Origin of the sequence: Dactylosporangium sp. NPDC048998 (assembly GCF_043197855.1) — a bacterium.
GTDB lineage: Bacteria > Actinomycetota > Actinomycetes > Mycobacteriales > Micromonosporaceae > Dactylosporangium.
On the sequence record NZ_JBICTV010000005.1, the window covers coordinates 534,310 to 557,737 of the forward strand.

A 23,428-nucleotide genomic window follows, 5' to 3' on the forward strand; every position below is an offset into this window, starting at 1 on the left:
GTCTAGGCTGCCCCGGTGGCCACCGTGCTCGTGCTCGGCGGCACCGGGGAGGCGCGGCGGCTGGCCTCGGTCCTGCTGCCCGCCCACCGCGTGATCTCCTCCCTCGCCGGCCGCGTCGCCGACCCGGCGTTGCCGGCGGGGGAGGTTCGCGTCGGCGGCTTCGGCGGGGCCGAGGGGCTCGCCGGCTACCTGCGCGCCGAGCGCGTCGATGCCGTCGTCGACGCCACGCACCCGTTCGCGGCGCGCATGTCGGACAACGCGGCCCGGGCGTGCGCGGAGGCCGGGGTGCCGCTGGTCGTGCTGCGCCGGCCCGGCTTCGAGCCGAAGCCCGGCGACGACTGGCGCCGCGTGCCGTCGCTGGAGGCGGCGGCGGCGGAGCTGCTGCCCGCCCTGGCCGAGCGGGTGTTCCTGACCACGGGCCGGCAGGGGCTGTCGCGCTTCGCGCATCTGGGGTCGCTGTGGTTCCTGGTCCGGTGCGTGGACCCGCCGGTGCCGCCGGTGCCGCCGCGCCTGGAGGTGGTCCTCGACCGCGGGCCGTTCACCGTCGAGGGCGAGATCGGGCTCATGCGGCGCCACGGCATCGGTGTGCTGGTGACCAAGGACAGCGGCGGCGCGATGACCGCGGCGAAGCTGGAGGCCGCGCGGGCGCTGGGGATCCCGGTCGTGATCGTGGACCGGCCGCCGGTGACGCCGGGGGTACCGGTGCTGCCGTCGGTGGAGGAGGTCACCGCGCGGTTGCCCGCCCTGCTGGCGGCGCATTGAGCAGCACGGCGACGCACCTGTCCATCATCGGTGCGCCGCCGCGCCTCTTGGTCAGGCCTTGCGCAGCCAGTACGTCAGCCCGGCGGCCTCGTGCGCCACGGCGCCCGGCCAGGCCGGCATGGCCGGCTCGCCCTGCGTGAAGACGGTCGCCAGGACCTCCTGAGCGATCGCGCCGGCGTGCTCGGCCACGGCCTGCGCGGTCTCCGGGTCCGCGGCGCGGTACCGCAGCTCGATCCGGTCGGCGACCTCCAGGCCGGTGGCCTTACGGGCCTCCTGCACCTGGCGGATCACCTCGCGGGCGATGCCGGCCCGGCGCAGCTCCGGCGTGATGTGCAGGTCCAACGCCACGGTCAGGCCGGCGTCGCCCGACACCGCCCAGCCCTCGCGGGGCGTCTCGGTGAGGAACACGTCGTCGGGCTCCAGCGTCACCGTCTCCGCGCCGACCCGCAGCGTCGCCCGGCCGGACTCGCGCAGCGCGGCGGCGAGCGCGCCGGCGTCCGCGGCCGCGACCGCCGCGGCGATCTCCTGCACCCGTTTGCCGAAGCGCCGGCCCAGGGTACGGAAGTTCGCCTTCGCGGACGTGTCGACCAGCGAACCGTGCAGCGGCTCCACGGCCTGCACGTTCAGCTCGTCGGCGAGCAGCTCCAGCAGTTCGGCCCCGAGGCCGCTGAGGCCGCCGGGGCCGTCCAGCGCGTGCGCGGACACCAGCACCCGCGCCAGCGGCTGGCGGGTCTTCACCGCGGCGTCGGCGCGCGCCGCCCGGCCCATCTCCACCAGGCGCCGCACCAGCGCCATCCGCTCCGACAGCGTGCGATCGATCAGCGCGGGGTCGGCGACGGGGTATTCGGCCAGGTGTACCGACGGCGGCGCCTCGGGCGTCGTGGACACCACGAGGTCCTGCCAGACGCGCTCGGTCACGAACGGGGTGAGCGGCGCCATCAGCAGGGTCACCGCGGTGATCGCCTCGTGCAGGGTGGCCAGCGCGGCCGGGTCGCCGCGCCAGAACCGGCGCCGGGCCCGCCGCACGTACCAGTTCGACAGGTCGTCGACGAAGGCGGCGAGCAGCCGCCCGGCACGCTGGGTGTCGAACCCGGCCATCGCCGCGTCGACCTCGCCGATGAGGACGTTGAGGTCGGACAGCAGCCAGCGGTCCAGGACCGGACGGTCCTGCACCGGGACGCCGTCCGCCGGCGTCCATCCGGCGGTACGCGCGTACAGGCTCTGGAACGCCACGGTGTTCCAGTACGTCAGCAGGATCTTGCGCACGACCTCCTGGATCGCGGTGTGCCCGACCCGCCGCGCCGACCAGGGCGAGCCGACCGCCGCCATGAACCAGCGCACCGCGTCGGCGCCGTGCCGCTCCAGCAGCGCCATCGGCTCCAGGACGTTGCCGAGGTGCTTGGACATCTTGCGGCCGTCCTCGGCCAGGATGTGGCCGAGGCAGACCACGCTGCGGTACGCCGAGCGGTCGAACACCAGCGTGCCGACGGCCATCAGCGTGTAGAACCAGCCGCGGGTCTGGTCGATGGCCTCCGAGATGAAGTCGGCCGGGTAGCGCGCGGCGAACAGCCCCGCGTCGCGGTGCGGGTAGCCGTACTGCGCGAACGGCATCGCCCCCGAGTCGTACCAGGCGTCGATGACCTCCGGCACCCGCCGCGCCGTCGCGCCGCATCGGCAGGCGACGGTGACCTCGTCGATGTACGGCCGGTGCGGGTCCAGCCCGCTCAGGTCCCGCCCGGCCAGCTCGCCGAGCTCCGCGAGGGAGCCGACACAGGTCAGGTGCCCCTCCGGGCAGCGCCAGATCGGCAGCGGCGTGCCCCAGTAGCGGCTGCGCGACAGCGCCCAGTCGACGTTGTTGGCCAGCCAGTCGCCGTAGCGGCCGTGCTTGACCGACTCGGGATGCCAGGCGGTGGCCTCGTTCTCGCGCACCAGGGCGTCCTTGACCTGCGTGGTCCGGATGTACCAGGACGGCTGCGCGTAGTACAGCAGCGGCGTGTGGCAGCGCCAGCAGTGCGGGTACGAGTGCTCGTACGCCTGGTGCCGCAGCAGCAGGCCGCGCGCGGCGAGGTCGGCGACGAGCGTGGCGTCGGCGTCCTTGAAGAACGCGCCGCCGACCAGCGCCAGGCCCGGCTCGAACCGGCCGTCGGGCCGGACCGGGTTGACCATCGGCAGGTCGTACGCCCGGCAGGTGGCGAAGTCGTCGGCGCCGAACGCGGGCGCCTGGTGCACCAGGCCGGTGCCGTCCTCGGTGGTCACGTAGCCGCCGAGGACCACGAAGTGCGCGCCGGGCATCTCGACGAGGGCGAACGGCCGCTCGTACGCCCAGCGCTCCATCTCCTTGCCGGTGAACGACTCGCCGGTGGGCGCCCAGCCCTCGCCGAGCGCCTTGGCCAGCAGCGGCTCGGCGACCACGAGCGACTCGGTGCCGTCGGTGGCCACGACGTACGTCACGTCGGGATGCACCGCGACGGCCGTGTTGGACACCAGCGTCCACGGCGTGGTCGTCCACACCAGCAGCGCCGCGCGGCCCGCGAGGGGCCCGGAGACGAGCGGGAACCGGACGTACACCGAGGGGTCGCTCACGGTCTCGTAGCCCTGGGCCAGCTCGTGGTCGGACAGCCCGGTCTGGTCCCGCGGGCACCACGGCGCCACCCGGAAGTCCTCGACGAGCAGGCCCTTGTCGAAGATCTGCCGCAGCGACCACCACACCGACTCGATGTACTGCGGATCCATGGTCCGGTAGGCCCGGTCCATGTCGACCCAGTAGCCCATGCGCTCGGTGAGCCGGCCGAACGCGTCGGTGTGCCGGGTCACCGACTCGCGGCACTTCGCGTTGAACTCGGCGATGCCGTACGCCTCGATGTCCTGCTTGCCGGAGAAGCCGAGCTCCTTCTCCACGGCCAGCTCCACGGGCAGCCCGTGGCAGTCCCACCCCGCCTTCCGCGCGACGTGGAAGCCCTTCATGGTTTTGTACCGCGGGAAGACGTCCTTGAACACGCGCGCCTCGATGTGGTGCGCGCCGGGCATCCCGTTGGCCGTCGGCGGGCCCTCGTAGAACACCCACTCCGGCCGCCCGGCAGACTGTTGGAGGGTGCGCGCGAAGATGTCGCGGTCCCGCCAGAACTCCAGCATCCCGTGCTCCAGCGCGGAGAGGTCGACCTGGGCGGGAACCGATGCGTACATGGGGTCAGCTTCGCATCTCCGGCGTCCGGACGAGACGCATTAATTTAACGCGTAGCGGTCGCCTCGTCGGCCTGGCCAATGCGGGCCGAACGGACGAACGCGTTCCGGGATGTGATGGGCGCCCGCTCCCGTACGCTCGATGCACGGATCGACCGCGGTGAGCCGAGGGGGCCGTCCTGTGGAATGTCCCTACTGCGGTGCGGATGCGGCCGACACGCGTGAACGGTGCGCCCGATGCGGCCACCGATTGCGCCAGGAGTACACCCGGCCGATCCCGGCCGTGCGTGACGAGGCGGACGACGAGGACGAGCCGGTGCCCGCCGCGTCCACTATGGACAGACCGCAGGGGCTCGGCGAGCACGTGGTCGACGGGGCCGTGTGCGTGGGGCTGCTCGCCGTCACGTTCGTGCTCGCCACAACGATCGCGGACCGGCGCACCGACTACGGCCTGTACGCCGTGGCCGACGGCCTGTCCTGGCTGCACCTGGGCGTCGCGGCGGCAGTGGTTGCCTCGTATTTCGTCCTCGGCCGGTGGTTCCTCGGCGGCACGTTCGGCCAGCGCCGTTCCCGGGCCGCGCCGCGGCGGGGCTCGGCGGTGCAGGTCGCGCCGGTGTTGTGGGCCGCCGCTGTCGCTGTCGTGGCGGGGGCGTTTCTCGTCGGCTTCACCAGCGACCCGTGGTCCAGCACCGCCGGACCGGGCGCCGGAGCGGGTGCCGGGCCGACGTCGCCGGTGCCTACCACGGACCGACCGACCGGGGACCCGGCCCAGACCCGTGCCGGGACGTTGAGCCCGACCCTTGGTGGGACGCCGAGCCCGAGCGGGGACCCGCGCGGCCAGGCGCAGGCCGTCGACGACCTCCTGGCCCGCAGTAAGGCCAGCCGTGGCAGCCTCGGGCCGGCCCTCGACAGGGTGTGCCGCGACCCGGGCGGCGCGGAGGGCACGATCCGGCAGATCGCGTCCGAGCGCGCCACCGAGCTTGACCAGGCCAAGGCGCTGCAGACGGCCGCGCTTCCCCGCGGCACCGAGGTGTATACGTACCTCGTCGCGGCGCTGAGCGCGTCGTTGGAGGCGGACAACGCCTATCTGGCCTGGGCGCAGGACGCCCGGTCCGGCAACTGCCGGGCCAACCCCCACCAGGCCGACGGCGACGCCGTGTCCCGGCAGGCGACCCAAGCCAAGCGGCAGTTCCTGGACGTGTGGAACCCGATCGCCGGAACCTACGGCCTGCGGCAGTGGGTGGAGAGCGACATCTGACGGGTCAGATGTGCAGCAACTGGCGGACCTTCTCGACGCTGGCGACGATCGCGGCTACCGCCGCCGATCGCTTGACGATCCTGTCGAGCGCGGCGTCGATGCGGTCCCGGTCGCGCTCGGCGGGCGGCAGCGCCAGCTCGCCGGCAACTTCCGCGTGGTCACGCTCGACGCGCGCCGCCTCGGGCAGCCGGGGGCGGTGCTCGGCGATGAGCGCGGCGAGGCGGGCCAGCTCGGTCTGCACCATGGGGTTCACGTTCACGTCGCCGGCCACGTGCTGGATCGCCTGGGCCTGGTAGCCTGCCGCGAACGGCCCGCTGAACTGTCCCCCGGTGATGTGGATCTCGCTGTGCTGCGGCGGCTGCTGGGTCATGTCTGGTCTCCCTGTTCGTCAGGCCTGGGTGGCGACGGCGCCCGCCCCGGCGGCCACTGGGCCGGCGAAGGTGCCGCCGGTGATGATGACGCCGGCGTTCAGGACGGCGTTGGCCCTCGTCTCGTACTCGGTGGTGTCCACCTTCTGGTCGGCGAGGAAGTCGAGGATGGCGCCGGTGATTGCCCGTTCGACGAGCTTGTAGTACTTCTCGGCGTCAAGGGCCTGCAGGTAGCTGTCCGGCTCGGCGAGCGCGGCGAGCTCACGGATGCTGATCCGCGCGCCGTAGTCGTAGTAGCGGTACTGCCGGCTGGCCCGGTCGGCCCGGCGCATCCGGCCGCTGTAACCCGCGATCGTGGCCAGCGACCGGGTCAGGCCGTACGGGGCCGCCACGACCTCGGTGAACATCGCGCGCAGGGCCTCGCCGAACGCACGCACGGTCAGCGTCTCCGGCACCCAGCGGTCGATGACGAGATACTCGGTGCGCAGCGGCGGCATGACGCAGGCCACGAACTCGGCGTACAACATGCCACCCTCGACGGCCAGATACAAGAACGTCGACACGGCGATCTGCTGGTCCTGCCGCGACGCGACGGTCCGCCCGTCGGGGCTCATGATTTCGCGGCCCTCGCTGCCGACGACGGCCCGCAGGTAGTGCCGCAGCCGCCCCTGCGGCTGCCGGATGATCGCGTCGATCGCCTCGCGGTTCGCCACACTGTACGGCCGGAGGTGCCGCGGCTCGATGAGCTCGTCGTGTTCGCGCTCGCCCGCCCCGACGACGTGGTCGGACAGCACCAGGCCGGTGATCTTCTCCTCGTCGCGCAGCGTCTCGCCGTACATCTCGCGCAGCCGCTGCCGGACGTGCTGGTGCAGGGCGACGGGGTCGATCGGGATCCGCTCGCCACGGTGCGAGCCCTTGCCGGTCGGCCGCAGGTCGAGGGACATCGACCAGCTGTTCTGGACCGGTCCGGCGCCGATGAACGGGTTGCGGCCGGAGTGCAGGGCGATGTTGCCGTACTGCGCGGCGGCGACCTGCTCGACCCGCTCCCGCAGGCCGCGATAGGGCACATCGGGCGCCACGTGCTCGGTGTTGCCGCGGCCGAGGTCGACGGTCAGCACCCGGTAGACGGTGCGTTTGTACCAGAACAGCACGCCGAGAGCGAGGATGAGCACGACGCCGATGCGCAGCAGCAGGCCGCCGTAGCCGCCGCTGTCCTGAACCGGCAGCGCCGCCTCGCCGGGAACCGGGGCCGGCAGGTACCCACCACCGCTGCCGCCACCGAGCGCATCCTGCAGCCTGAGCATAGCGGCAAGGCCGGCGAAGCCGCAGGAGCACACCAGGTACAGCGCCACGATCGTGAGGATGATCGGCACCGCGCGGACGCGGCGCCTTCCCGCGACCAGGCGGCGCTCGCGCCGTCGGCGCAACACCGAGCGCAGCCAGCGAACCGCGGCGACGACGGCGCCGACCATCAGCCAGAGGGCGACGAACCCCGGCGCGAGCAGGCCGCCGACGGCGAGGACGGCGAGCAGGCCGATGTCACGGTACAGCCGGAGCTGCCGCGCCTGGACGCAGTGGCGCAACACCGGTTCGACGTCGTAGCCGACCGCCGGGGCGACCGCGCGGTGCTCGTCCTCGGCCAGCTCCGCGATGACGGCGTCGGCGAAATGCCTGTCCAGGTATGCGGCCGCGCACATGTACCTGGTGGCATCGGGCAGCTCGACGGGCTCCTCGGCCGCCCCGTCCCGGTGGAGTTGGAAGTGAGTGAAATAACCGGCCGAACCGGTCCGCGCCATGGCATCCCCATCGACCGCGACTGTGGTCTCTCGACCCTAGGGGCCCGGGATGCCCCGCACGAGCCGCCGTTCGGCCCCCGCGTTCCGGTTCGGAAGGTACGTCACCATCCGCCGTCAAAGAAAGCGAGGAGTGCCGGCGCGGGGTCTGCCGCGGAGGTCGTGTTCGCCACCGCGACAACGATCACGAGCAGCGACAACGACACCGAGAGAACACCGAACGCCCCCAGCACACGCCTCGTTCGCCTGTCGGACGACTCCGTACTCGCAAACCTCTTCCACAACACCACGCTCATGCCGATCAGGACGACCGCCACGATCGCGGCAACCACGGCCATCGCCACGTGATATCGGGCAAAGTCGCTGATCATCACCTGGAGGGCGGGCGGGGTTTGGCCACCCGCGTGCTGAGAGTCGGCCAGTCGCTGCCTGACCTGGGCCAGCGTATCGGCGAGCCTTTCGTCCGTTGCGCCGTCCGTCAGCATCGGCAACAGTGAGGCGAACGGCGCCACGGCACCCTGGACGTTGGCCATCACCGTCGTCAACGAGAGCAGCGCGAGCAGCGTGACAAGAACGCCGGCCGATGCGAGGGCGGCCCTCCTTCCCGCCCCGAGGCCACCGGCTCGCAGGAACGCCTTCCAGAGAAGAACGCCCAGGGCAATCAAGACGACCAGCAAGATCGCAGCGATCACGGCCTTGGCCACGTGGTACCGCAACCAGTGATCGACCACCCTCTCCAGACCCGGGGAGAAACCCCGGTCGCCGGAACGCCAATACTCGACGAACGCCTCGCGGAGGGCCTCGGTGAGGTGGCGCATGTCGGCAAAGCCGCCGCCCGACCGGTTCGCCGCCAGCGTGGGCGGGGCGACGACGAAGGCGGCGACGAGGACCGCAGCGAGGGCGACGAGCGTAGCGAGCGCGCGACCGGAGACGCCCGCGGATCGCGACGGGCGTGCGGGACTGTACAAGAAGACCCCTTCGACTCGATCGAGTGTGGACACGGCGCGCCGAGCCGCAGGAGGAACCTGGGCCGCATCACCGCCCCGAGCGGCGGTGGTCGACGTCATGCGCCCAAGCTAGGCGTAGGCGGCCGGCGCGAACCACAACGCTGGATTGACTCTTCTGGTAGTGCTGGCGATACCCGGCTTCCATGCGGGCCCGGGTGTCGCTTCTGTGGCTGTACGCTGCTGGGGTGCTCTCCGCGACCCTCGTCGGCACCGCCCGCCATCCGCGCTTGACACTCGGTGGCGCCGTAGCTGTCGCGGCGAGTCTTGTGGGATTGCAACTGCTGGCGCCATCGGACAGCAACACCAGATACGCGATACCGGCAGTGCTGTCCCTGCTGGGACTCGCGTCAGCCGGGATGGCACTCGTCGCCCTGACACGGCCGCGGCCGGCGGCGTTCGTTGTCGATGCCGATGCACCCGCGTTTCGTGCCCTACCGCATCCGGGCCATGTCTACAGCGCCGCCACGGCCGTCTTCATGACCGCGACCGAGGCCACGTTTCGTGTCATCCTCCCCGATGCGGACCGGGACACGGCATTCGACGATCCCGGCTGGCGCGTGATGACGGGGACGTTCGGCCTACTGACCATCGTGCTGGGTGTGCTGACGGTCCCGCTCATCGCGGCGGTGTGGCGCGACGTCGGTGTGCAACTGCGACCAAGCGGCCTGGTGGATCGAAGCGCACTCGGCACAGTAACCGTGCCGTGGGACGCCCTGTCGGCGAGCTCATTACCGCCAACCACACCGTCGGCCACGTCGGTGCGGCTTACCTACGCCAGGCCGGAACTGGTCCGCGTTCGCGGACTGCCCTTCAGCCGCCGACGAATCCGCACGGACGGCGTCAACGCGTTGTTCCTCGTGCACGCCATCAACCACTACCTCATGCATCCTCAGCGCCGCCAAGCCATCGGCACCGAAGCCGAATACGGCGATCTTCTCAGCGCACTGCATGGCGCGAGGCTGCCCTGAGTCGCGGCGCTGCATGACAGCGAAGCCTGTGGCGGCCGTATTCCTGTCGCCGGGACGCTTCCATGGTGGATATCGTCGCCGCGTGCCCGATGCGATCTTTGCCCACCCTCGCCTCGCACCGATCTACGATGCCTTCGACGCAGGGCGGGACGATCTGCCCGCCTACCTTGCGATCGCCGACGAGCTCGGCACCGGCCGCGTGCTCGATGTCGGTTGCGGCACGGGATCCCTGGCGATCCTGCTCGCTGGGACCGGCCGTGTCGTCGTGGGTGTTGACCCGGCAGAGGCGTCGCTTGAGGTGGCGAGGTCGAAGGATCAGGCTGGAAGCGTCACCTGGATCCACGGCGATGCGGCGACTGTGCCGGCGCTCGATGCCGACCTCGTGACGATGACCGGCAACGTGGCGCAGGTCTTTCTCACCGACGACGACTGGGCGCAGGCGCTGTGTGGCATCCACGCCGCCCTCCACCCGAACGGCTATCTCGTGTTCGAGACCAGACGTCCCGAACGGCGCGCCTGGGAGGAATGGGCCGCGGACACCGACCCCGTCGTCCTCGACATTCCGGACTGGGGACCGGTAGAGCAGCGCCGTGAGGTCACCGACATCAGCCTTCCGCTGGTCTCGTTCCGGTACAGCTACCGGTTCCTGGCCGACGGCGCGGTAGTGACGTCGGACTCGACCCTGCGGTTCCGGAATCGCGACGAGTTGGAATCGAGCCTGATCGCCCGGGACTATCGGGTGCTGGATGTGCGAGAGGCGCCGGATCGACCAGAACGCGAGTTCGTGTTCATCGCCAGGCGTGCTACCTGAGGCGCGGGCTCCGCGGCACACCGAACGACATGCTGAGGCAACCCGCCCGGGCGCCGCACCGGTCTAGGACTGGTGAAAGGGGGTGCCTGTGAACCCAGAGATCGAGTCCGAGCTGCACGAGTACGTCGAGACCCGATACGTACACCTGCGCCGTACCGCATTCCTGCTGTGCGGTGAATGGCACCGGGCCGAGGACCTCGTGCAGACCGCGCTGGCCAAGGTCGTGGTGGCGGCGCGGCGCGGGCGGGTGGAGAGCCTCGACGCATATTCCCGCCAGGTCCTGCTCCGGGTCTATCTGGACGACAACCGGCGCGGGTCGCGGCGGCGCGAGCGGAACTGGGCGGACCCGGCGGGCGCGGCCGAGCCGCCGGCGGCGGCCGGTGACCAGGCCATGGCGCTCACCGTGCTGGCGGCGCTGCGCACCCTGCCGGCCAGGCAGCGCGCGACCGTCGTGCTGCGCTATTGGGAGGACCGCAGTGTTGAGGACACCGCGGCCGTGCTCGGGGTCAGCGAGGGCACGGTGAAGAGCCAGTCGGCCAAGGGTCTGGCCGCGTTGCGCCAGATCTTCGCCGGAAGTCTTGTGGAGCTCATGTTCAGCGATGGAGGTGTGGTCTGATGCCGCTCGATGAACTGCGTACGGCGCTGCGCCAGGCGGTGGAGCTCGACGAGCCTCCGGTCGGTGCCGGACCGGTCGCGGTGTTCGCCCGGGCCGACCGGGTTCGGACCCGGCAACGGTTCACGACGTTGGTCAGCGGGATCGCGGTGCTGGGCGTCGCGATCGGCGTCGCTGCGGTGGCCGTCGACCGATCGGGCGGAGCATCCACGGTCGGCCAGGGGCCGGCGGTGTCGGTGGCCGCCTCGTCCGCCCAGGCCGGCGCGTCGGGCGCGCCCAGTCCGGGTGGTGCGCGGCGATCCGGCGTGCCGGCCGACGTGATGCTCGCGACCTTGCGGCGGCTGCTGCCAGCCGGTGTGGCCACGTCCGAACCGTCCAGTCAGGAGGGGTTCGCCGAGTTGGTCCTCGCCGACGCGGCCGGTAGTGGCAAGATTCAGATCAATGTGCAGCCGGACTTCAAGTCCGCCGTCACGCGTGGCCGCGTGGCTGGCAGCGACCCGATGGATCTGTTCTCCTGCGCCAAGCGGGGTATGCCGGCCGGCACCAGCTGCACCGAGTCGACACTGCCAGACGGCACGCTCGTCGTGCTTACCGACGGCCCGTCGGAGGACGCCGGTCACGACCGGATCAAGCTGCGCATGGCCGACGTCTACCGGCCGGACAACGTGCGCATCGTGATCGGCACCTGGAACGCGGTGGACGAGAAGACCAACACCGCGACCCGGGCCGAGCCGCTGCTGACCGGCCAGCAACTGCAGGCGATCGCCACTGACCCGACCTGGCCGGTCTGAACTGCGGATCAGAAGGCTGGGGGTTCGAGGCGGGTTGCATGCCTGCGGCTGCCGGACGGCCGCCCGATCGCGTGGTCCGGGCGGGCGTCCGGCGCCGTGGCGGTGTCACTCGCAGAATACCTGCACCTTGGCGTCGGGCTGGTCGACGTCGATGGTGACGTCGTCGAGCTGCTCGATGAGTTCCTCGATGTGCTGTGGCTTGAGCTGGGTGAGGTCGATCGGTACCCCTGACTTGCTCAGCTCTTCGTTGACCTGGGTGAGTGCCTGCGGGGGGATGAGGCTGGTGAGCCGTACCCCGGCGCGCAGCAGCTGGAGCGGGACCCGGACGTTGACCCGGCCGGGCCCGTCGCCGCCGAAGTTGTCCGCCGAGCTCACCACCACGCGCAGGTACTTGGGCCGGGGTTTCGGGCGGGGCGCGGCTCCCGGCGGCGGCTCGGGCTGTTCTTGTTCGAGGGCGTCGATCAGCCGCTCGGCCTCGTCGGCGGTGATCTTGCCTTCGGCCAGCATCTGCAGGACCTGGCGACGTTGCTCGTTCATTGTCGTTCCTCCCTGTCTGACTCATCTGACGTTGACCAGCACGGCCGTTCGGCCCTGCTCGACCTCGATCTGAGTGCCGGGTAGCGCCCGCAGGAGTTGCCCGGTGCCGCGTAGCGCGCCGAGCGGGCTTACCCGGGTGGCGAGGCATGCGACCAGTCCGACCGGCACGGCGATCAGCAGCAGTGGCGAGAGCAGCAGCAGTACCGGCAGGACGGGGACGTGCAGCCGCAGCCAGCGGCCGTTGGGACGGCGATGGCGGACGGTCACCAGGTGCGGGATCATCGCGACCTCCCTAGCTCGGCCAGCGCCTCCTGGACGCTGATCTCCCCCCGCCGCAGGCGGTCAACGACGTCGGCGCCGGTGGGTGCCGGGTCGGTGTCGACGAAGTCGAGGCGTTCGGCGATTCGGTTCAGCCGGGACTTGATCGTCGGGTAGCTCACCCCGAAGATCCGCTCCATCTCCTTGATCGAACCGTGTGACCGTACGAACGCGGCGACGAACACCTGGTCGTCGATGCTGAGCTGGGCCAGTTGCGGCGGCTCGAACTGGCCCTCGATCACGACGCCGTTGCTGGCGAGGCGGACCCGCTCGACCGTGAACGGTTGTCCATGCGTCAGGTCGGTCAGTTCCTGCCAGTCCACCATCGGCTCCTTTGCTCTCGGCGTCGTGCCCGCCAATTATTTGTACTTTCATTTTTTCAAGGCGTCAACGCATATTCCTTGATTTTCTTAATTTGATCTTGAATGTGCCGGGTCTGGAGACCGCTCTACGGAGAGGAGCCTGGGTCACGTCCCGGGAACCGCCTCGCCGAGTAGGAACCACGGCCGCGAGCCGGGCGACAAACTCGCCCTGACGTTCCGCAGCGGGCTGATCGTGGCGCCCTCGGCTCGACCGGCGACGAGCGGGTCGTGCCGACCCTGGAGCACCGCGCGCACGGGCCAGGCGTAGCGGCGGCAACCGTCGATTGCCGGGCCTGGCGGGCGTCTCGGCCTGGGTGAAACACGTCCGGTCGCCGGGTGGCCCATCCCCCGTGCGGCCGTACTGTGGCTGGCAGACGGCCCCTCGACTGGAGCCACGACACCCGATTGCGGCATGTCATGGCAGCGCGAGCATTTCCCGCTCGTCATGCCCGGCTCGGCGCCGTGGCCTGACTTGCCCGCCGCCGGAGCCCATGGCGAAGGTCGCAACCGGGCCGCGAACCTAGCCCTCCGGCGTGCGACCGGATGGTGGCCTCCGCAGCTGTTCGGGTGGGGAGCCTGCGACTACTTGCCCTCCCTAAGGGTATTGTCAGTACGGGTGGGAGTTTGTCGCCGGCGATTGGCGACGGACGGGGTCCCGCCATCATCAGGAGGAACGTGTGGCTCGCGGTACCGTCAAGTGGTTCAATTCCGAAAAGGGCTTCGGCTTCATCCAGCAGGATGACGGAGGAGCGGACGTCTTCGTCCACTACTCGGCCATCGCCAGCGGTGGATACCGTGAGCTCACGGAAGGCCAGAAGGTTGAATACGAGGTGACCCAGGGGCAGAAGGGTCCGCAGGCGGAGAACGTCCGCGGCGTCTGACCGGCCCCCGGCAGAACCCATAGCGAAGATTGAGCGCCCGCACCGTCTCGGTGCGGGCGCTCAGTCCGTCTCCGTCGTGACCAACGATCACGGCGAACCGCGCACGCTGGTCGCCGCGAATCGCACGCCTGAGGCCGTCAGGTCGCGCGCCTGTCCTATGAGTCGTTCTCCTTGGCGTCGACCACGACGACCGTGATGTTGTCTTGGTCGCCGGCCATGACGGCAAGGCCGATCAGCTGCCCGACCGCCCTGCGGACCCGCGGGTGTTCATCGCGTCAGGACCTCTGTCAGGTCGCGGAGGAGTTCTGAGGCGGTGACGGTGTCCAGGGTGGCGAACGGGCGGGTCGGGGTGCGTGGGAACCAGGTGCCTGCCGGGTGGTCGTTGATCCAGATGTGGGTGATCTCCTGGTCCGGCAGGGCGTCCACGGCGCCGACCGCGATGCCCGGGTCGAGGTCGAGCACGACGGCGCGGCCGTCCGGGGCCGGGCGCCACATCCAGCACTGGACGCCGGCGTCCTGGGGTGCGCCCCGGCGCCAGCCGCGGCGCTCCAGGGCCAGCAGCTTCGTGGTCGGGACGCTCCGGCCGCGGAACCGCGGCAGGTCGGCGGCGGCGCGCTCGGCGTCGTCCAGCTCGTGCACCGGGCGGGCCAACTGGGCGAACGGCTGCAGGATCTCGTAGTCGGCGAAGACTGCCGACCAGGCGGCCACCGCCTCGGGGCCGAGGCGCACCGGGTGCGCGACCCCGATGGCGGCGCTCGGCGACGGCTCGTAGGTCTCGTCGGCGGCGTCGGCGTAGGTGCGGTCCTCGGCGACGCGGAAGGCGACGGAGGCGGCGTCGCTGGGATCCGCGGTCCACACCAGGCGGCGGGCGATGTGGCCAAGCAGCGGGTGGGCCACGATCAGGTCGCGGAACTCGGCGGTCGTCCAGCACCGCTGCGCGACCATGGCGGCCTCGAGCCGGCGGATCTGGTCGGCGGCGATGGTGCGGACGTCCTTCTTCAGGCCGCCGAAGCGCCGGTAGGCGGCCGTGGCCAGGTGCTCGTTGTCGCGGGCGCCCGGCTTCGGCAGGTCCTTGCGCCGCGCGCCGGTGCCGTCGGTCACGAACGGCCGCAGCTGCTCGTCGAAGCCGACCACGAACCGGCGCGGGCCGTAGTCCAGGGTCAGCGAGCCGTCCGCGTCCAAGCCGAGGTCGGGCACGAGCCGGTCGGCGAGCTGCTCCGCGGTCAGGCCCAGGCCGGCGGCGACCTCGGCGACCTTCTGCGTCGCGCGGTCGCGCAGGCCCTTGAACTTCGCCTGCTGGGCGATGCCGTGCAGGTGCATCAGCGCCAGGTCGGTGCCGATGTCGGCGAGCACGTCCAGGCCGGCCACCGCCTTGGTGTGGCCACCCTCGCCCGGCCAGGCGCGGATCACCGGGGCGAGCCGCCGGACCGTCTCGTCGTCGCCGATCCAGCGCAGCGCGTGCAGCGGCCACGCCTCCTTCGGCGGCGCGCCGACGGCCTGCCATTGCCGGAACAGCGCCCACGCGAACTCGGCGAGCGAGGCGGGGTCGCACGCGGCGCGCGCGAGCCCGACGCCCGCATAGACCTCCCCGGGCTTGGACAGGGCCAGCATCGTGCACAGGTTTCGGGCCGGGCCGTCGCCGAGGGCCGCCGAGCGGTCCGCGAGCAGGATGCGCGGGAGCAGGCCGGGCTCCGCCCAGATCGGCAGCTGCGGGATGCGGGCCGGCAGCGTCTGCAGCGGGTCGGCGTCGAGCAGCGCCTCCAGCCCGGCCTGAGCGGCCGGACCGTAGGCGTCGCCGGCGGCCAGGACGGCGTCGCGGTGCCGCGCCGCGATCAGCCGCAGCGCCTCCTCGGCCGCCCGCCGCTCGGCGCCCGCCGGGCCCAGCGCCGCCGGCGCCAACGCCCGCGCCGCGTAGGCCGCGTGCCGCTCGAACCACGCCATCGCCACCGTGCGCAGCGACCTGAGCCGGGCCAGCGAGTCGGCCATGTGCGCGGCGATCTCGCCGGTGGCATAGGGCATCAGCAGCTCGGTGCCGGTCGTCGGCTGCCGGCGGGCCAGGTGCAGGGCCGCCGGCAGGGCGCCGAGCTCGTGCCGGGCGATGATCGGCGGCATCCACTGCGGACTGTCCCACATCTCGGGCCGCCAGCCGGCCAGCAGCGGCTCGACCACCTTGACCGGCCCGGTCGTCATGAGGACGAACGCGTCCCACGCCGGCAGTCGCCCGGCCCGCTGCAGCTCGGCCGCGACGTCGACCGGGAGGTCGAGCCGCCACTGCGACGCGTGCGCCGGCCGCTTCGCCGCCCACTCCTGCCGCTCGCCGGGCGCCCAGCGCAGGACCGGCCCGTCGGCGAACGCGAGGCCGGCCACCACGACCGGCTTGACCCGCTTCCGCGGCTGCGCCCACGGCGGCGCGACGAGCACCGGCGGGAGCGCCTCCGCCGGCGCCTCGGGCACCGCGTCCGCCACGGTCAGGATCGCCTCGACGCGCTCCCGTGCCGGTCCCGGCAGCGACGGCAGCTCGCCGGCGACGACGTCCCGGTTGGCCAGCACGTGGACCCGCAGCAGCTCGCGCGCGGCCGGCCGGTCGGCGCCGGCGAGCAGGCGCAGCGCGCGGCGCGGGAACCGCCGGGCCACCTCCAGGGCGACCGCCGGGACGTACTTGCGGTCGAGTCGCTCGACCAGCGCCGCGAACGCCTCGTCGGTCGGCAGGTGCGCGAGCGTGCCGAGGACCCGCTGCTGGGCCTCGGCGTCCAGGTTTTCGGCGTCGAACCACGCGACCAGGTGCGGTGCGATCGCGGGCCCGACGCCGTCAGCCACCGTGGCCAGCGCCGCGGTGTCGCGGGCGCCCCACCAGTCGTCGACATACCGCGCGGCGAGGGCCAGCTGTTCCGCTGTGCCGGCCGAGCACCACAGCAGCTTGCCCAGGTCGTGGTCGCCGCCGGCACCCAGCGCGGCACAGTCGGCGTCGACCCACTCGCTCCGGGTGGGCAGCAGGAACGACGTGGCCACCCGCCACTGCGCGGGCCCCCGCCGGAGTTGACCGAGCATGGCGGCGGCCGCGGCCCACTCGTCGTCTGGGGCGATCGCCAGGTGGGCACGGACCCGGCCGGCGAGCGCGACCCAGTGCGGGAAATAGCCCCAGCCCGGGCCGGTGCGCCGCACCACCCGCGGCTCGACCTGGCGGCCGTTGTTCCAATAGCCGCCGAACTCCAGCCCCGTTGCCCGCACCGCTGACTCGGCCGCGAAGACGACGCCGCGCGCCGCAACCCAGGCGTCGGCGAGCCTGGTCATCCGCTCGGTGTCGCGCCAGCCGATGTGGCACGAAATCAGCCCGGCGACGACGCCCGCGCCCGCCGGCGGCCCGGCGGCCGGGTCGTCGAGGTAGGCCCACGCGGCCGCCACCAGGTCGGCGTCGCTGCCCGGATGTGCGAGGCGGATCTCGATCGTGCCCTTCGCCGTCCGGACGAGCTCGGCGCCGCGCTCGGGGTCCACGTCGAGCGGCGGCCCGGCTGTCCCGCCGCGGCGAGGCAGGAACAGCTTGCGCCAGGCGGCGGGCAGGACGAACGCGTCCTCGTCCACCGCCACCGTCGTGGTGCCGTCCCGCCTGCCCGTCATCGCCGCCTCCCGGGTTCCTCGCGTCGACGGCACTGTACCGGCGGGGTACGACAGAAAATTGCCTAATTCATAGCTTACACGTAGGGTTAATGGGCAATTGGCTCGCGCATCCCGGAGGGACCATGAAGTTTCTGGCCATCACCCTCATCGTGTACGACGGGAAGAAGTCGCCGCGGGATCGCCTGCGCGAGGTCGTGGACAACGCCGTCCTCGCCGAGGAGCTCGGCTTCGACGGCTTCGGCGTCGGTGAACGCCACGAGCGGCCGTTCATCTCGTCCTCGCCGCCGGTCGTGCTCAGCCACATCGCGGCCCGCACCGCCACGATCCGGCTCTTCACCGCCGTCACCACGCTCAGCCTGCTCGACCCGGTCCGTGCCTTCGAGGACTACGCGACCCTCGACAACCTCTCGGACGGGCGGCTGGAGCTGATCGTCGGCAAGGGCAACGGCGCGGCGCAGGCGAAACTGTTCCACGTCACGGCCGAGGACCAGTGGGACCGCAACCGCGAGGGGTACGAGCTGTTCACCCGGCTGTGGCGGGAGGAGCGCGTCACCTGGTCGGGCCGGTTCCGCCCGTCGCTGGAGGACGCCGAGACCTGGCCGCGTCCGCTGCAGCAGCCGATCCGGATCTGGCACGGCAGCGCCACCAGCAAGGCCTCCGTCGAGCTCGCCGCCCTGTACGGCGACCCGCTGTTCTCCGCCAACGTGACCAACCCGGTCGAGCCGTACGCGGAGCTGGTCGAGCACTACCGCGAGCGCCTCGCCTTCCACGGCCACGACCCGGCCACGGCCCTGGTCGGCGCCGGCTCGGCCGGACTCTACGTGCACGAGCGCTCGCAGGAGGCGATCGAGACGTACCGCCCGATCTTCAACACCCGCCTGGAGACCTTCCGCCGCTTCGGCGTCGAGCCGGTCTTCCCGACGCTGGAGGACGCGATCGAGCGCAGCTCCATCCTGGTCGGCAGCCCGCAGCAGATCATCGACAAGGTCCACCGGTACCACGACCGCCTCGGCCACGAGGTCATGCACGTGCAGGCCGACGCCGACGGCCTGACCGACAAGCAGCACCGTGCGTCACTGGAGCTGTTCCAGGCCGAGGTCGCGCCCGTCCTGCGCCGCGAGATCCCCAGCCGCCCGTTCCCGGCCGTCCGGCCGTCACCCTGACCGCCGCGCGGTCCGTGCCGGGCAGCGAGGCGCCGTCGTCAGCGGCGGCGCTTGTGCTGGGCGCGGCGGGCCAGCGGGGCGTCGTCGAGGATGACGATGCACTTGTTCTCCAGCCGGACCCAGCCCCGGCTGGCGTACTGCGCCAGAACCTTGTTCACCGACTCCCGGGACGCGCCGACGAACTGGGCCAGCTCGGTCTGGGTGAGGTCGTGCACGACCCGCGTCGCGCCGTCCTCGACCACGCCGAACTGGTTGGCGAGCTGGATGAGCTGGCCGGCGACCCGGCCGGGCACGTCGGTGAAGAGCCGGTCGTGGACGGTGGCCCGGTTGCCGCGGATCCGGCGGGCGACGACCTGCAGCAGCTGCTCGGCGACGCGCGGGCGCTGGGCGATCCAGCGGTACAGGGCGGTCTTGTGCAGGCGGGCCAGCCGCGCGCCGGACACGACCGTCGCGGTGGTGACCCGCGGGCCGCCGTCGAGCAGCTCGATCTCGCCGAACTGGTCCGCCGGGCCGAGCAGCGCCAGTAGCCCCTCGCGGCCGTCGTGGGAGCGGCGGCTGAGCTTCACCTTGCCGTCCAGCAGGACGTAGAGGTAGTCGGCGGTCTCGCCCTCGCGGAACAGCACCGTACGGCGCGGGGCGTGGACGATCTCGAATTCGCGTTCGAGCGACTCGGCCTCGTCGGGGTCGGCGTACTCGAACAGCCCGGCCGTGCGCACGAGCTCGGGTGAATATGTCGGTGACATCGGCCCTCCCGGAGCGGCGCGGTACCAAGTACCGTTATGACGGTACTTGATCCCAGAGCGGCGAGGCAACAGCCAGTCCGACGATGCGCGAGGATGGCACGGTGACCGGAATCCCCGTACGAGAGCGCCTGGTCGACGCGGCGTTGGACCTGTTCGACGAGCGCGGCTACGAGCAGACGACCGCCGACGAGATCGCCGACCGCGCCGGCGTCGGCCGCACGACGCTGTTCCGGCACTACCGGTCCAAGGAGGACGTGATCTTCCCGGACCACGACCGGCTCGTCGCGGCCGTGCGTGAGCGCCTGGCCACCTCCAGCGCCGAGACCGCGCTCGTCGCGGTGACCGACGCGGTACGGCTGGTGCTGCTGCGCTACGTCGAGGAGGGCGACCGGGCCCGGCGCCGCTACGCGCTGACCAGCCGGGTAGCCGCCCTGCGCGACCGCGAGATCGCCAGCGTCGCGCGGTACCAGCGGCTCTTCCGCGAGTTCATCGCCGACTGGATGGGCCCGGCCCCCGGCGCGGCGCTGCGCGCCGAGCTGATGGCCGCCGCCGTGGTCTCGGCGCACAACCACGTCCTGCGCCGCTGGCTGCGCCGCGACGCCGCGGACCCGGCCGCCGAGCTGGACGCGGCCATGGCCCAGGTCGTCTCGCTGTTCACCCGCCCGGACGAGCCCGCGGGCGACGGCGGCTCCACGGTCGTCGTGCTGCGCGACCACCGCGACCCCGAGTACGTCGCGGCCACCATCCGCCGGGTCCTGCAGCAGCCCTGAGGCCTAGCCGGGTGGCGGGGGCCTCAGGCGGGGTAGCGGCGCGGGGTCCAGACCACCGGCGTCGCCGCGCCGCGGTCCTGCAGCCGCGTCTGTGACGAGCCGACGATGAGCAGGGTCCGCATGTCCACCTCGGCCGGATCGAGGTCGGCGAGGCGCACCACGCGGACCGACTCGGCCGGGCCGCCGACGTCGCGGCCGAGCACGACCGGGGTGTCGGCGGCGCGGTGGCGCAGCAGCAGCTCCCGGGCGGCCTCCACCTGCCAGGTCCGCGTGCGCGAGCCCGGGTTGTAGACCGCGATGACCAGGTCGGCGCGGGCGGCGGCCTCCAGCCGGCCGGCGATCACGTCCCACGGCTTGAGGCGGTCGGACAGCGACAGCACGCAGAAGTCGTGGCCCAGCGGGGCGCCGACCCGGCTCGCCACCGCCTGGGCGGCGGTCAGGCCGGGCAGGACCCGCACCGGCACGTCCTTCCAGCGCGGCTCGGCCGCCACCTCCAGCACGGCGGCGGCCATCGCGAAGACGCCCGGGTCGCCGGAGGAGACCACCGCGACCCGGCGGCCTTCCTTGGCCAGCGCCAGTGCGAACTCGGCGCGCTCGGCCTCGACGCGGTTGTCGGAGGCGTGCCGGCGCTGCCGCGGGTTGTCCGGGACCCGCGCCAGATAGGGGCCGTAGCCGACGAGGTCCTCGGCGGCGGCGAGCGCGGCCTGCGCCTCCGGGGTGAGCCAGTCGCGGCCGGCGGGCCCCAGGCCGACCACCACGACCTCGCCCTGCCCCGGCGCGGGGGCGGCCTCGGCGAGCGCGGCCGCGGTCTCCTCGTGCACGCGGGAGGGCAGCAGGGCCAGGGAGAAGTACGGCACCGTCGCCGGGTCCACCTCGGCCAGCGGGGCGATGCGCTCGCCGGGGGTGGTGGCGCGCTCGACGTACCAGGCGTCGCCGAGCCGACCGGCGCGCTCGAGCGCCTCGCGGACCGGGCCGAACGTGCGGCCCAGCTTCAGTACCGCCGCGGAGTCGGTGGCGGCCAGGCGCTCGGCGAGTTCGTCGGCGGGCAGCGTGCCGGGCAGCACGGTGAGGATCTCGTCGCGCTCGACGAGGGGGCGGCCCAGCACGGCCGACGCGCCGGACACGGACGTCACGCCGGGGACGACCTCGGTGGGGTACCGCCGGCAGAGCCGCTTGTGCATGTGCATGTACGACCCGTAGAAGAGCGGGTCGCCCTCGCACAGCACCACGACGTCGCGGCCGGCGTCGAGGTGCGCGGCGAGGCGGGCCGCCCACGCGTCGTAGTGCTCCTCGATGACGCCGCGGTAGTCGGGGGTGTCCTCGGTCGTCACCGGATAGACGAGTGCCTCCTCGATCTGGTCCGCACGCAGGTACGGCGCGGCGATCGAGCGGGCGATGCTGCGCCCGTGCCGGGCGCTGTGGTACGCGACGACCGGCGCCGCGGCGATGAGCCGGGCGGCCTTGACCGTCACGAGCTCCGGGTCGCCGGGGCCCAGACCGACACCGAAGAGCCTGCCGCTGTCCACCGTGGTCATTCCTTCTCGTCCGCGATCGCGTTGACGGCGGCGGCCGTCATCGCGCTGCCGCCCCGGCGGCCGTGCACCACCAGGTGTTCCAGCCCGGAGCCGGCCAGGGCCGCCTTCGACTCGGCCGCGCCGATGAACCCGACCGGGATGCCGAGCACCGCGGCGGGGGTGCCCGCGCCCTCGGCGACCAGCTCCAGGAGGCGGAACAGGGCGGTCGGCGCGTTGCCGATGGCGACGACGGCGCCGTCGATGCGGCCCCGCCAGAGTTCGAGGGCCGCCGCGCTGCGCGTGGTGCCGAGCCGCTCCGCCAGCCCCGGTACGCCGGGATCGCGCAGCGTGCACACCACGTCGTTGTCCCTCGGCAGCCGCGCGCGGGTCACCCCGGACGCGACCATCTCGGCGTCGCACAGGATCGGCGCCCCGCAGCGCAGCGCCGCGCGCGCGGCCGCGACGACGCCGGGGGAGTAGCCGACGTCGGCGGGCAGGTCGACCATGCCGCAGGCGTGGATCATGCGGACCGTCACCTGCGCCACGTCGGCGGGCAGCGCGGACAGGTCGGCCTCGGCCCGGATCGTCGCGAACGAGCGCCGGTAGATCTCCGCGCCGTCGCGGATGTACTCCGCCGGCAGGTCGCTGCGCTGCGTCATACGACCGCGCTCCGGTACCCGGCGGGCGTCGCGAGCATCTCCACGTGCCTTCCTCTCGGCGCGCCGCAGCGCCGTTCGCAGCCGACCCAGTGCACCGGCACCGCGCCGGGCTCCCGTGCGCCGGCGGCGGCCACGGCGGCCCGGGCGTCCGCGCGGACGTCGGCGAGTGCCTTGGCGCAGCCCGGCCGCCCGGCGCACGCCGTCACCCCGGCCCATGGCGAGGCGGGGTCGGCGGTGAGCCCGGCGGCGGCCAGTCCGGCGACGGTCGAGTCAGCTTCTTCCATCGGTACCGCGGGGACGACAACGGTCCGCCAGGGCGTGACGATCATCTCCTTCGCCGCGCCCGCCAGCGCCGCCGACTGGGCGCCCGCGAGCAGGCCCAGCGGCACGGCCACGACCACGCCGTGCGCGGACACGCCCGGCTCGACCGGCCCCGTCGCCGGGAGGTCCTCGCCCGTCAGCACGGCCCGCAGCCGGGCCGCGACCCGCGCGGGCCCGTCCGCCAACTCGGCCAGCCGCCAGGCCCGGGACCCCTGCGCGGCCCGCTCCGCCAGGAAGGCCAGGGCGGCCCGGACCAGCAGCTCGGCGCCGCCGGAGGCGCTGGTCGGGGCGCCGGCCAGGACCAGCCGCGAGCCGTGCAGCCCCACGTCGCCGAGCAGCGGGGTCACGTCGCCGCGGCCGTCGTCGATCGTGGCCAGGAACCGGCCCGGCAGGCCGGCCAGCTCGGGGGTCGCGCACAGCCCGGCGTCGAACGCCTCGACCAGCCGTTGGACGGCGGGGCCGCCCAACGGGGACGCGATGATGTTGCGCACACGTTCGTGCGACGCCGAGGGCAGCAGCCCGGCGTCGGTCAGCCGCGCCGCGAGCTCGTGCTCCGCGCCCGGACGCAGCGCCCTGACCTGCACGTTCCCGCGCGAGGTGAGCTCCAGCGCCGGGTCGCCCAGCTCCGCGGCGGCCGCGCGCAGCACCTCCAGCCGCGCGGCGGTGAGCCGCCCGCCGGGCAGCCGGACCCGCGCCAGCCCACCGTCGGCGGCCTCGTGCACCTGCACGGCGCCGGGGCACCGATCGGGGGCGTCACGTCCGTTGGCAGCCTGCACGGGCCGGATACTACCTGCGCTTGACGCGGCGCACGCTCGTCGCGCAGAGTTGGGCCTGCTGTACCACGGCGACGTGTGGAGGAACCCGGTGCGAATCCGGGACGGTCCCGCCACTGTGACCGGGGAGTGAGCCTCCAGCGACGACGGCCACCGGGGTGCATACCCCCGGGAAGGCCCGGGGGCGAGCGCCGATCCGGGAGCCAGGAGACTCTCCGCCG

Annotated in this window: 21 protein-coding genes and 1 riboswitch; of the genes, 9 read left to right on the plus strand and 12 right to left on the minus strand. The window is 72.8% G+C overall.

Features of this window, described 5'->3' with window-relative positions; genetic code table 11:
• Positions 1 to 15 precede the first annotated feature (15 nt).
• Positions 16 to 762 carry a cobalt-precorrin-6A reductase gene (locus ACGFI8_RS16265; RefSeq protein WP_392805163.1) on the plus strand — a complete coding sequence of 249 codons (747 nt, stop codon included), beginning with the start codon at positions 16 to 18 and terminating at the stop codon, positions 760 to 762.
• A 51-nt stretch (positions 763 to 813) separates the two neighbouring features.
• Here ACGFI8_RS16265 and ileS read toward each other — a convergent pair whose 3' ends face one another.
• On the minus strand, positions 814 to 3,945 hold the full coding sequence (ileS, locus tag ACGFI8_RS16270) for an isoleucine--tRNA ligase (RefSeq protein WP_392805165.1): 3,132 nt from the start codon (positions 3,943 to 3,945) through the stop codon (positions 814 to 816).
• A gap of 280 nt (positions 3,946 to 4,225) precedes the next feature.
• Here ileS and ACGFI8_RS16275 point away from each other — a divergent pair, with 280 nt between their 5' ends.
• A complete protein-coding gene (locus ACGFI8_RS16275) occupies positions 4,226 to 5,200 on the plus strand; it encodes a hypothetical protein (protein ID WP_392805168.1) in 975 nt (324 codons plus the stop codon).
• Between the two features lie 4 nt (positions 5,201 to 5,204).
• Here the strand turns inward: ACGFI8_RS16275 and ACGFI8_RS16280 are convergent, their stop codons facing one another.
• From ACGFI8_RS16280 to ACGFI8_RS16290, 3 genes are all read right to left on the minus strand, one after another.
• Entirely contained in the window at positions 5,205 to 5,570 is a 366-nt protein-coding gene (locus ACGFI8_RS16280) for a hypothetical protein (protein WP_392805171.1), read from the minus strand.
• Between the two features lie 18 nt (positions 5,571 to 5,588).
• Positions 5,589 to 7,364: a hypothetical protein gene (locus ACGFI8_RS16285; RefSeq protein WP_392805173.1), complete on the minus strand. Its 1,776-nt coding sequence runs from the start codon at positions 7,362 to 7,364 to the stop codon at positions 5,589 to 5,591.
• A 101-nt stretch (positions 7,365 to 7,465) separates the two neighbouring features.
• Positions 7,466 to 8,428 carry a hypothetical protein gene (locus ACGFI8_RS16290; protein WP_392805175.1) on the minus strand — a complete coding sequence of 321 codons (963 nt, stop codon included), beginning with the start codon at positions 8,426 to 8,428 and terminating at the stop codon, positions 7,466 to 7,468.
• 125 nt (positions 8,429 to 8,553) lie between these two features.
• On the opposite strand from ACGFI8_RS16290, the gene ACGFI8_RS16295 reads away from it, so the two are divergent.
• From ACGFI8_RS16295 to ACGFI8_RS16310, 4 genes are all read left to right on the plus strand, one after another.
• A complete protein-coding gene (locus ACGFI8_RS16295; RefSeq protein WP_392805177.1) occupies positions 8,554 to 9,336 on the plus strand; it encodes a hypothetical protein in 783 nt (260 codons plus the stop codon).
• An 82-nt stretch (positions 9,337 to 9,418) separates the two neighbouring features.
• The gene (locus ACGFI8_RS16300) at positions 9,419 to 10,147 is read left to right on the plus strand and encodes a class I SAM-dependent methyltransferase (RefSeq protein WP_392805179.1); all 729 of its coding nucleotides are present in this window, start codon (positions 9,419 to 9,421) and stop codon (positions 10,145 to 10,147) included.
• A gap of 88 nt (positions 10,148 to 10,235) precedes the next feature.
• On the plus strand, positions 10,236 to 10,763 hold the full coding sequence (locus tag ACGFI8_RS16305; RefSeq protein ID WP_392805182.1) for a sigma-70 family RNA polymerase sigma factor: 528 nt from the start codon (positions 10,236 to 10,238) through the stop codon (positions 10,761 to 10,763).
• Positions 10,763 to 11,551, plus strand: coding sequence for a hypothetical protein (locus ACGFI8_RS16310; protein ID WP_392805185.1), 789 nt, complete (start codon positions 10,763 to 10,765; stop codon positions 11,549 to 11,551). The genes ACGFI8_RS16305 and ACGFI8_RS16310 overlap by 1 nt, the downstream gene beginning before the upstream one ends.
• 105 nt (positions 11,552 to 11,656) lie before the next feature.
• Here the strand turns inward: ACGFI8_RS16310 and ACGFI8_RS16315 are convergent, their stop codons facing one another.
• From ACGFI8_RS16315 to ACGFI8_RS16325, 3 genes are read right to left on the minus strand one after another with little or no spacing between them, the layout of a single operon-like run.
• Complete coding sequence (locus ACGFI8_RS16315) at positions 11,657 to 12,088, minus strand: hypothetical protein (RefSeq protein WP_392805188.1); 432 nt, start codon at positions 12,086 to 12,088, stop codon at positions 11,657 to 11,659.
• Positions 12,089 to 12,109: 21 nt separating this feature from the next.
• Positions 12,110 to 12,370: a hypothetical protein gene (locus ACGFI8_RS16320; RefSeq protein ID WP_392805191.1), complete on the minus strand. Its 261-nt coding sequence runs from the start codon at positions 12,368 to 12,370 to the stop codon at positions 12,110 to 12,112.
• Positions 12,367 to 12,732: a DUF2089 domain-containing protein gene (locus ACGFI8_RS16325; protein WP_392805194.1), complete on the minus strand. Its 366-nt coding sequence runs from the start codon at positions 12,730 to 12,732 to the stop codon at positions 12,367 to 12,369. Before ACGFI8_RS16325 ends, ACGFI8_RS16320 begins: the two co-directional genes overlap by 4 nt.
• Before the next feature lie 713 nt (positions 12,733 to 13,445).
• On the opposite strand from ACGFI8_RS16325, the gene ACGFI8_RS16330 reads away from it, so the two are divergent.
• Complete coding sequence (locus tag ACGFI8_RS16330; protein ID WP_259865589.1) at positions 13,446 to 13,649, plus strand: cold-shock protein; 204 nt, start codon at positions 13,446 to 13,448, stop codon at positions 13,647 to 13,649.
• A gap of 267 nt (positions 13,650 to 13,916) precedes the next feature.
• Here the strand turns inward: ACGFI8_RS16330 and ACGFI8_RS16335 are convergent, their stop codons facing one another.
• A complete protein-coding gene (locus tag ACGFI8_RS16335; protein WP_392805197.1) occupies positions 13,917 to 17,264 on the minus strand; it encodes a DUF4132 domain-containing protein in 3,348 nt (1,115 codons plus the stop codon).
• 122 nt (positions 17,265 to 17,386) lie between these two features.
• On the opposite strand from ACGFI8_RS16335, the gene ACGFI8_RS16340 reads away from it, so the two are divergent.
• A complete protein-coding gene (locus ACGFI8_RS16340) occupies positions 17,387 to 18,427 on the plus strand; it encodes an LLM class flavin-dependent oxidoreductase (protein ID WP_392805199.1) in 1,041 nt (346 codons plus the stop codon).
• A gap of 38 nt (positions 18,428 to 18,465) precedes the next feature.
• On the opposite strand, the gene ACGFI8_RS16345 is transcribed toward ACGFI8_RS16340, so the two are convergent.
• Positions 18,466 to 19,170: a Crp/Fnr family transcriptional regulator gene (locus ACGFI8_RS16345; RefSeq protein ID WP_392805201.1), complete on the minus strand. Its 705-nt coding sequence runs from the start codon at positions 19,168 to 19,170 to the stop codon at positions 18,466 to 18,468.
• A gap of 101 nt (positions 19,171 to 19,271) precedes the next feature.
• On the opposite strand from ACGFI8_RS16345, the gene ACGFI8_RS16350 reads away from it, so the two are divergent.
• Positions 19,272 to 19,940 (plus strand): TetR/AcrR family transcriptional regulator, encoded by a 669-nt coding sequence (locus ACGFI8_RS16350; protein ID WP_392805203.1) that lies wholly within the window; start codon positions 19,272 to 19,274, stop codon positions 19,938 to 19,940.
• 23 nt (positions 19,941 to 19,963) lie between these two features.
• Here ACGFI8_RS16350 and ACGFI8_RS16355 read toward each other — a convergent pair whose 3' ends face one another.
• Genes ACGFI8_RS16355 through ACGFI8_RS16365 form a run of 3 tightly spaced genes read right to left on the minus strand, consistent with a single transcriptional unit; the run spans position 19,964 to position 23,210 of the window.
• Positions 19,964 to 21,475, minus strand: a complete 1,512-nt coding sequence (locus tag ACGFI8_RS16355; RefSeq protein WP_392805205.1) for a precorrin-2 C(20)-methyltransferase — start codon at positions 21,473 to 21,475, stop codon at positions 19,964 to 19,966.
• Positions 21,472 to 22,113 (minus strand): precorrin-8X methylmutase, encoded by a 642-nt coding sequence (locus ACGFI8_RS16360; RefSeq protein ID WP_392805208.1) that lies wholly within the window; start codon positions 22,111 to 22,113, stop codon positions 21,472 to 21,474. The genes ACGFI8_RS16355 and ACGFI8_RS16360 overlap by 4 nt, the downstream gene beginning before the upstream one ends.
• The gene (locus tag ACGFI8_RS16365; RefSeq protein WP_392805211.1) at positions 22,110 to 23,210 is read right to left on the minus strand and encodes a precorrin-3B synthase; all 1,101 of its coding nucleotides are present in this window, start codon (positions 23,208 to 23,210) and stop codon (positions 22,110 to 22,112) included. Before ACGFI8_RS16365 ends, ACGFI8_RS16360 begins: the two co-directional genes overlap by 4 nt.
• A gap of 78 nt (positions 23,211 to 23,288) precedes the next feature.
• A riboswitch (cobalamin riboswitch) is annotated at positions 23,289 to 23,421 on the plus strand.
• Positions 23,422 to 23,428 lie beyond the last annotated feature (7 nt).

Bases quoted from the DNA above. Each gene is read 5' to 3' on its own strand.
- ileS (WP_392805165.1), bottom strand. From the start codon at position 3,945: ATGTACGCATCGGTTCCCGCCCAGGTCGACCTCTCCGCGCTGGAGCAC.
- ACGFI8_RS16280 (WP_392805171.1), bottom strand. From the start codon at position 5,570: ATGACCCAGCAGCCGCCGCAGCACAGCGAGATCCACATCACCGGGGGA.
- ACGFI8_RS16285 (WP_392805173.1), bottom strand. From the start codon at position 7,364: ATGGCGCGGACCGGTTCGGCCGGTTATTTCACTCACTTCCAACTCCAC.
- ACGFI8_RS16290 (WP_392805175.1), bottom strand. From the start codon at position 8,428: ATGACGTCGACCACCGCCGCTCGGGGCGGTGATGCGGCCCAGGTTCCT.
- ACGFI8_RS16310 (WP_392805185.1), top strand. From the start codon at position 10,763: ATGCCGCTCGATGAACTGCGTACGGCGCTGCGCCAGGCGGTGGAGCTC.
- ACGFI8_RS16315 (WP_392805188.1), bottom strand. From the start codon at position 12,088: ATGAACGAGCAACGTCGCCAGGTCCTGCAGATGCTGGCCGAAGGCAAG.
- ACGFI8_RS16320 (WP_392805191.1), bottom strand. From the start codon at position 12,370: ATGATCCCGCACCTGGTGACCGTCCGCCATCGCCGTCCCAACGGCCGC.
- ACGFI8_RS16325 (WP_392805194.1), bottom strand. From the start codon at position 12,732: ATGGTGGACTGGCAGGAACTGACCGACCTGACGCATGGACAACCGTTC.
- ACGFI8_RS16335 (WP_392805197.1), bottom strand. From the start codon at position 17,264: ATGACGGGCAGGCGGGACGGCACCACGACGGTGGCGGTGGACGAGGAC.
- ACGFI8_RS16340 (WP_392805199.1), top strand. From the start codon at position 17,387: ATGAAGTTTCTGGCCATCACCCTCATCGTGTACGACGGGAAGAAGTCG.
- ACGFI8_RS16345 (WP_392805201.1), bottom strand. From the start codon at position 19,170: ATGTCACCGACATATTCACCCGAGCTCGTGCGCACGGCCGGGCTGTTC.
- ACGFI8_RS16355 (WP_392805205.1), bottom strand. From the start codon at position 21,475: ATGACCACGGTGGACAGCGGCAGGCTCTTCGGTGTCGGTCTGGGCCCC.
- ACGFI8_RS16360 (WP_392805208.1), bottom strand. From the start codon at position 22,113: ATGACGCAGCGCAGCGACCTGCCGGCGGAGTACATCCGCGACGGCGCG.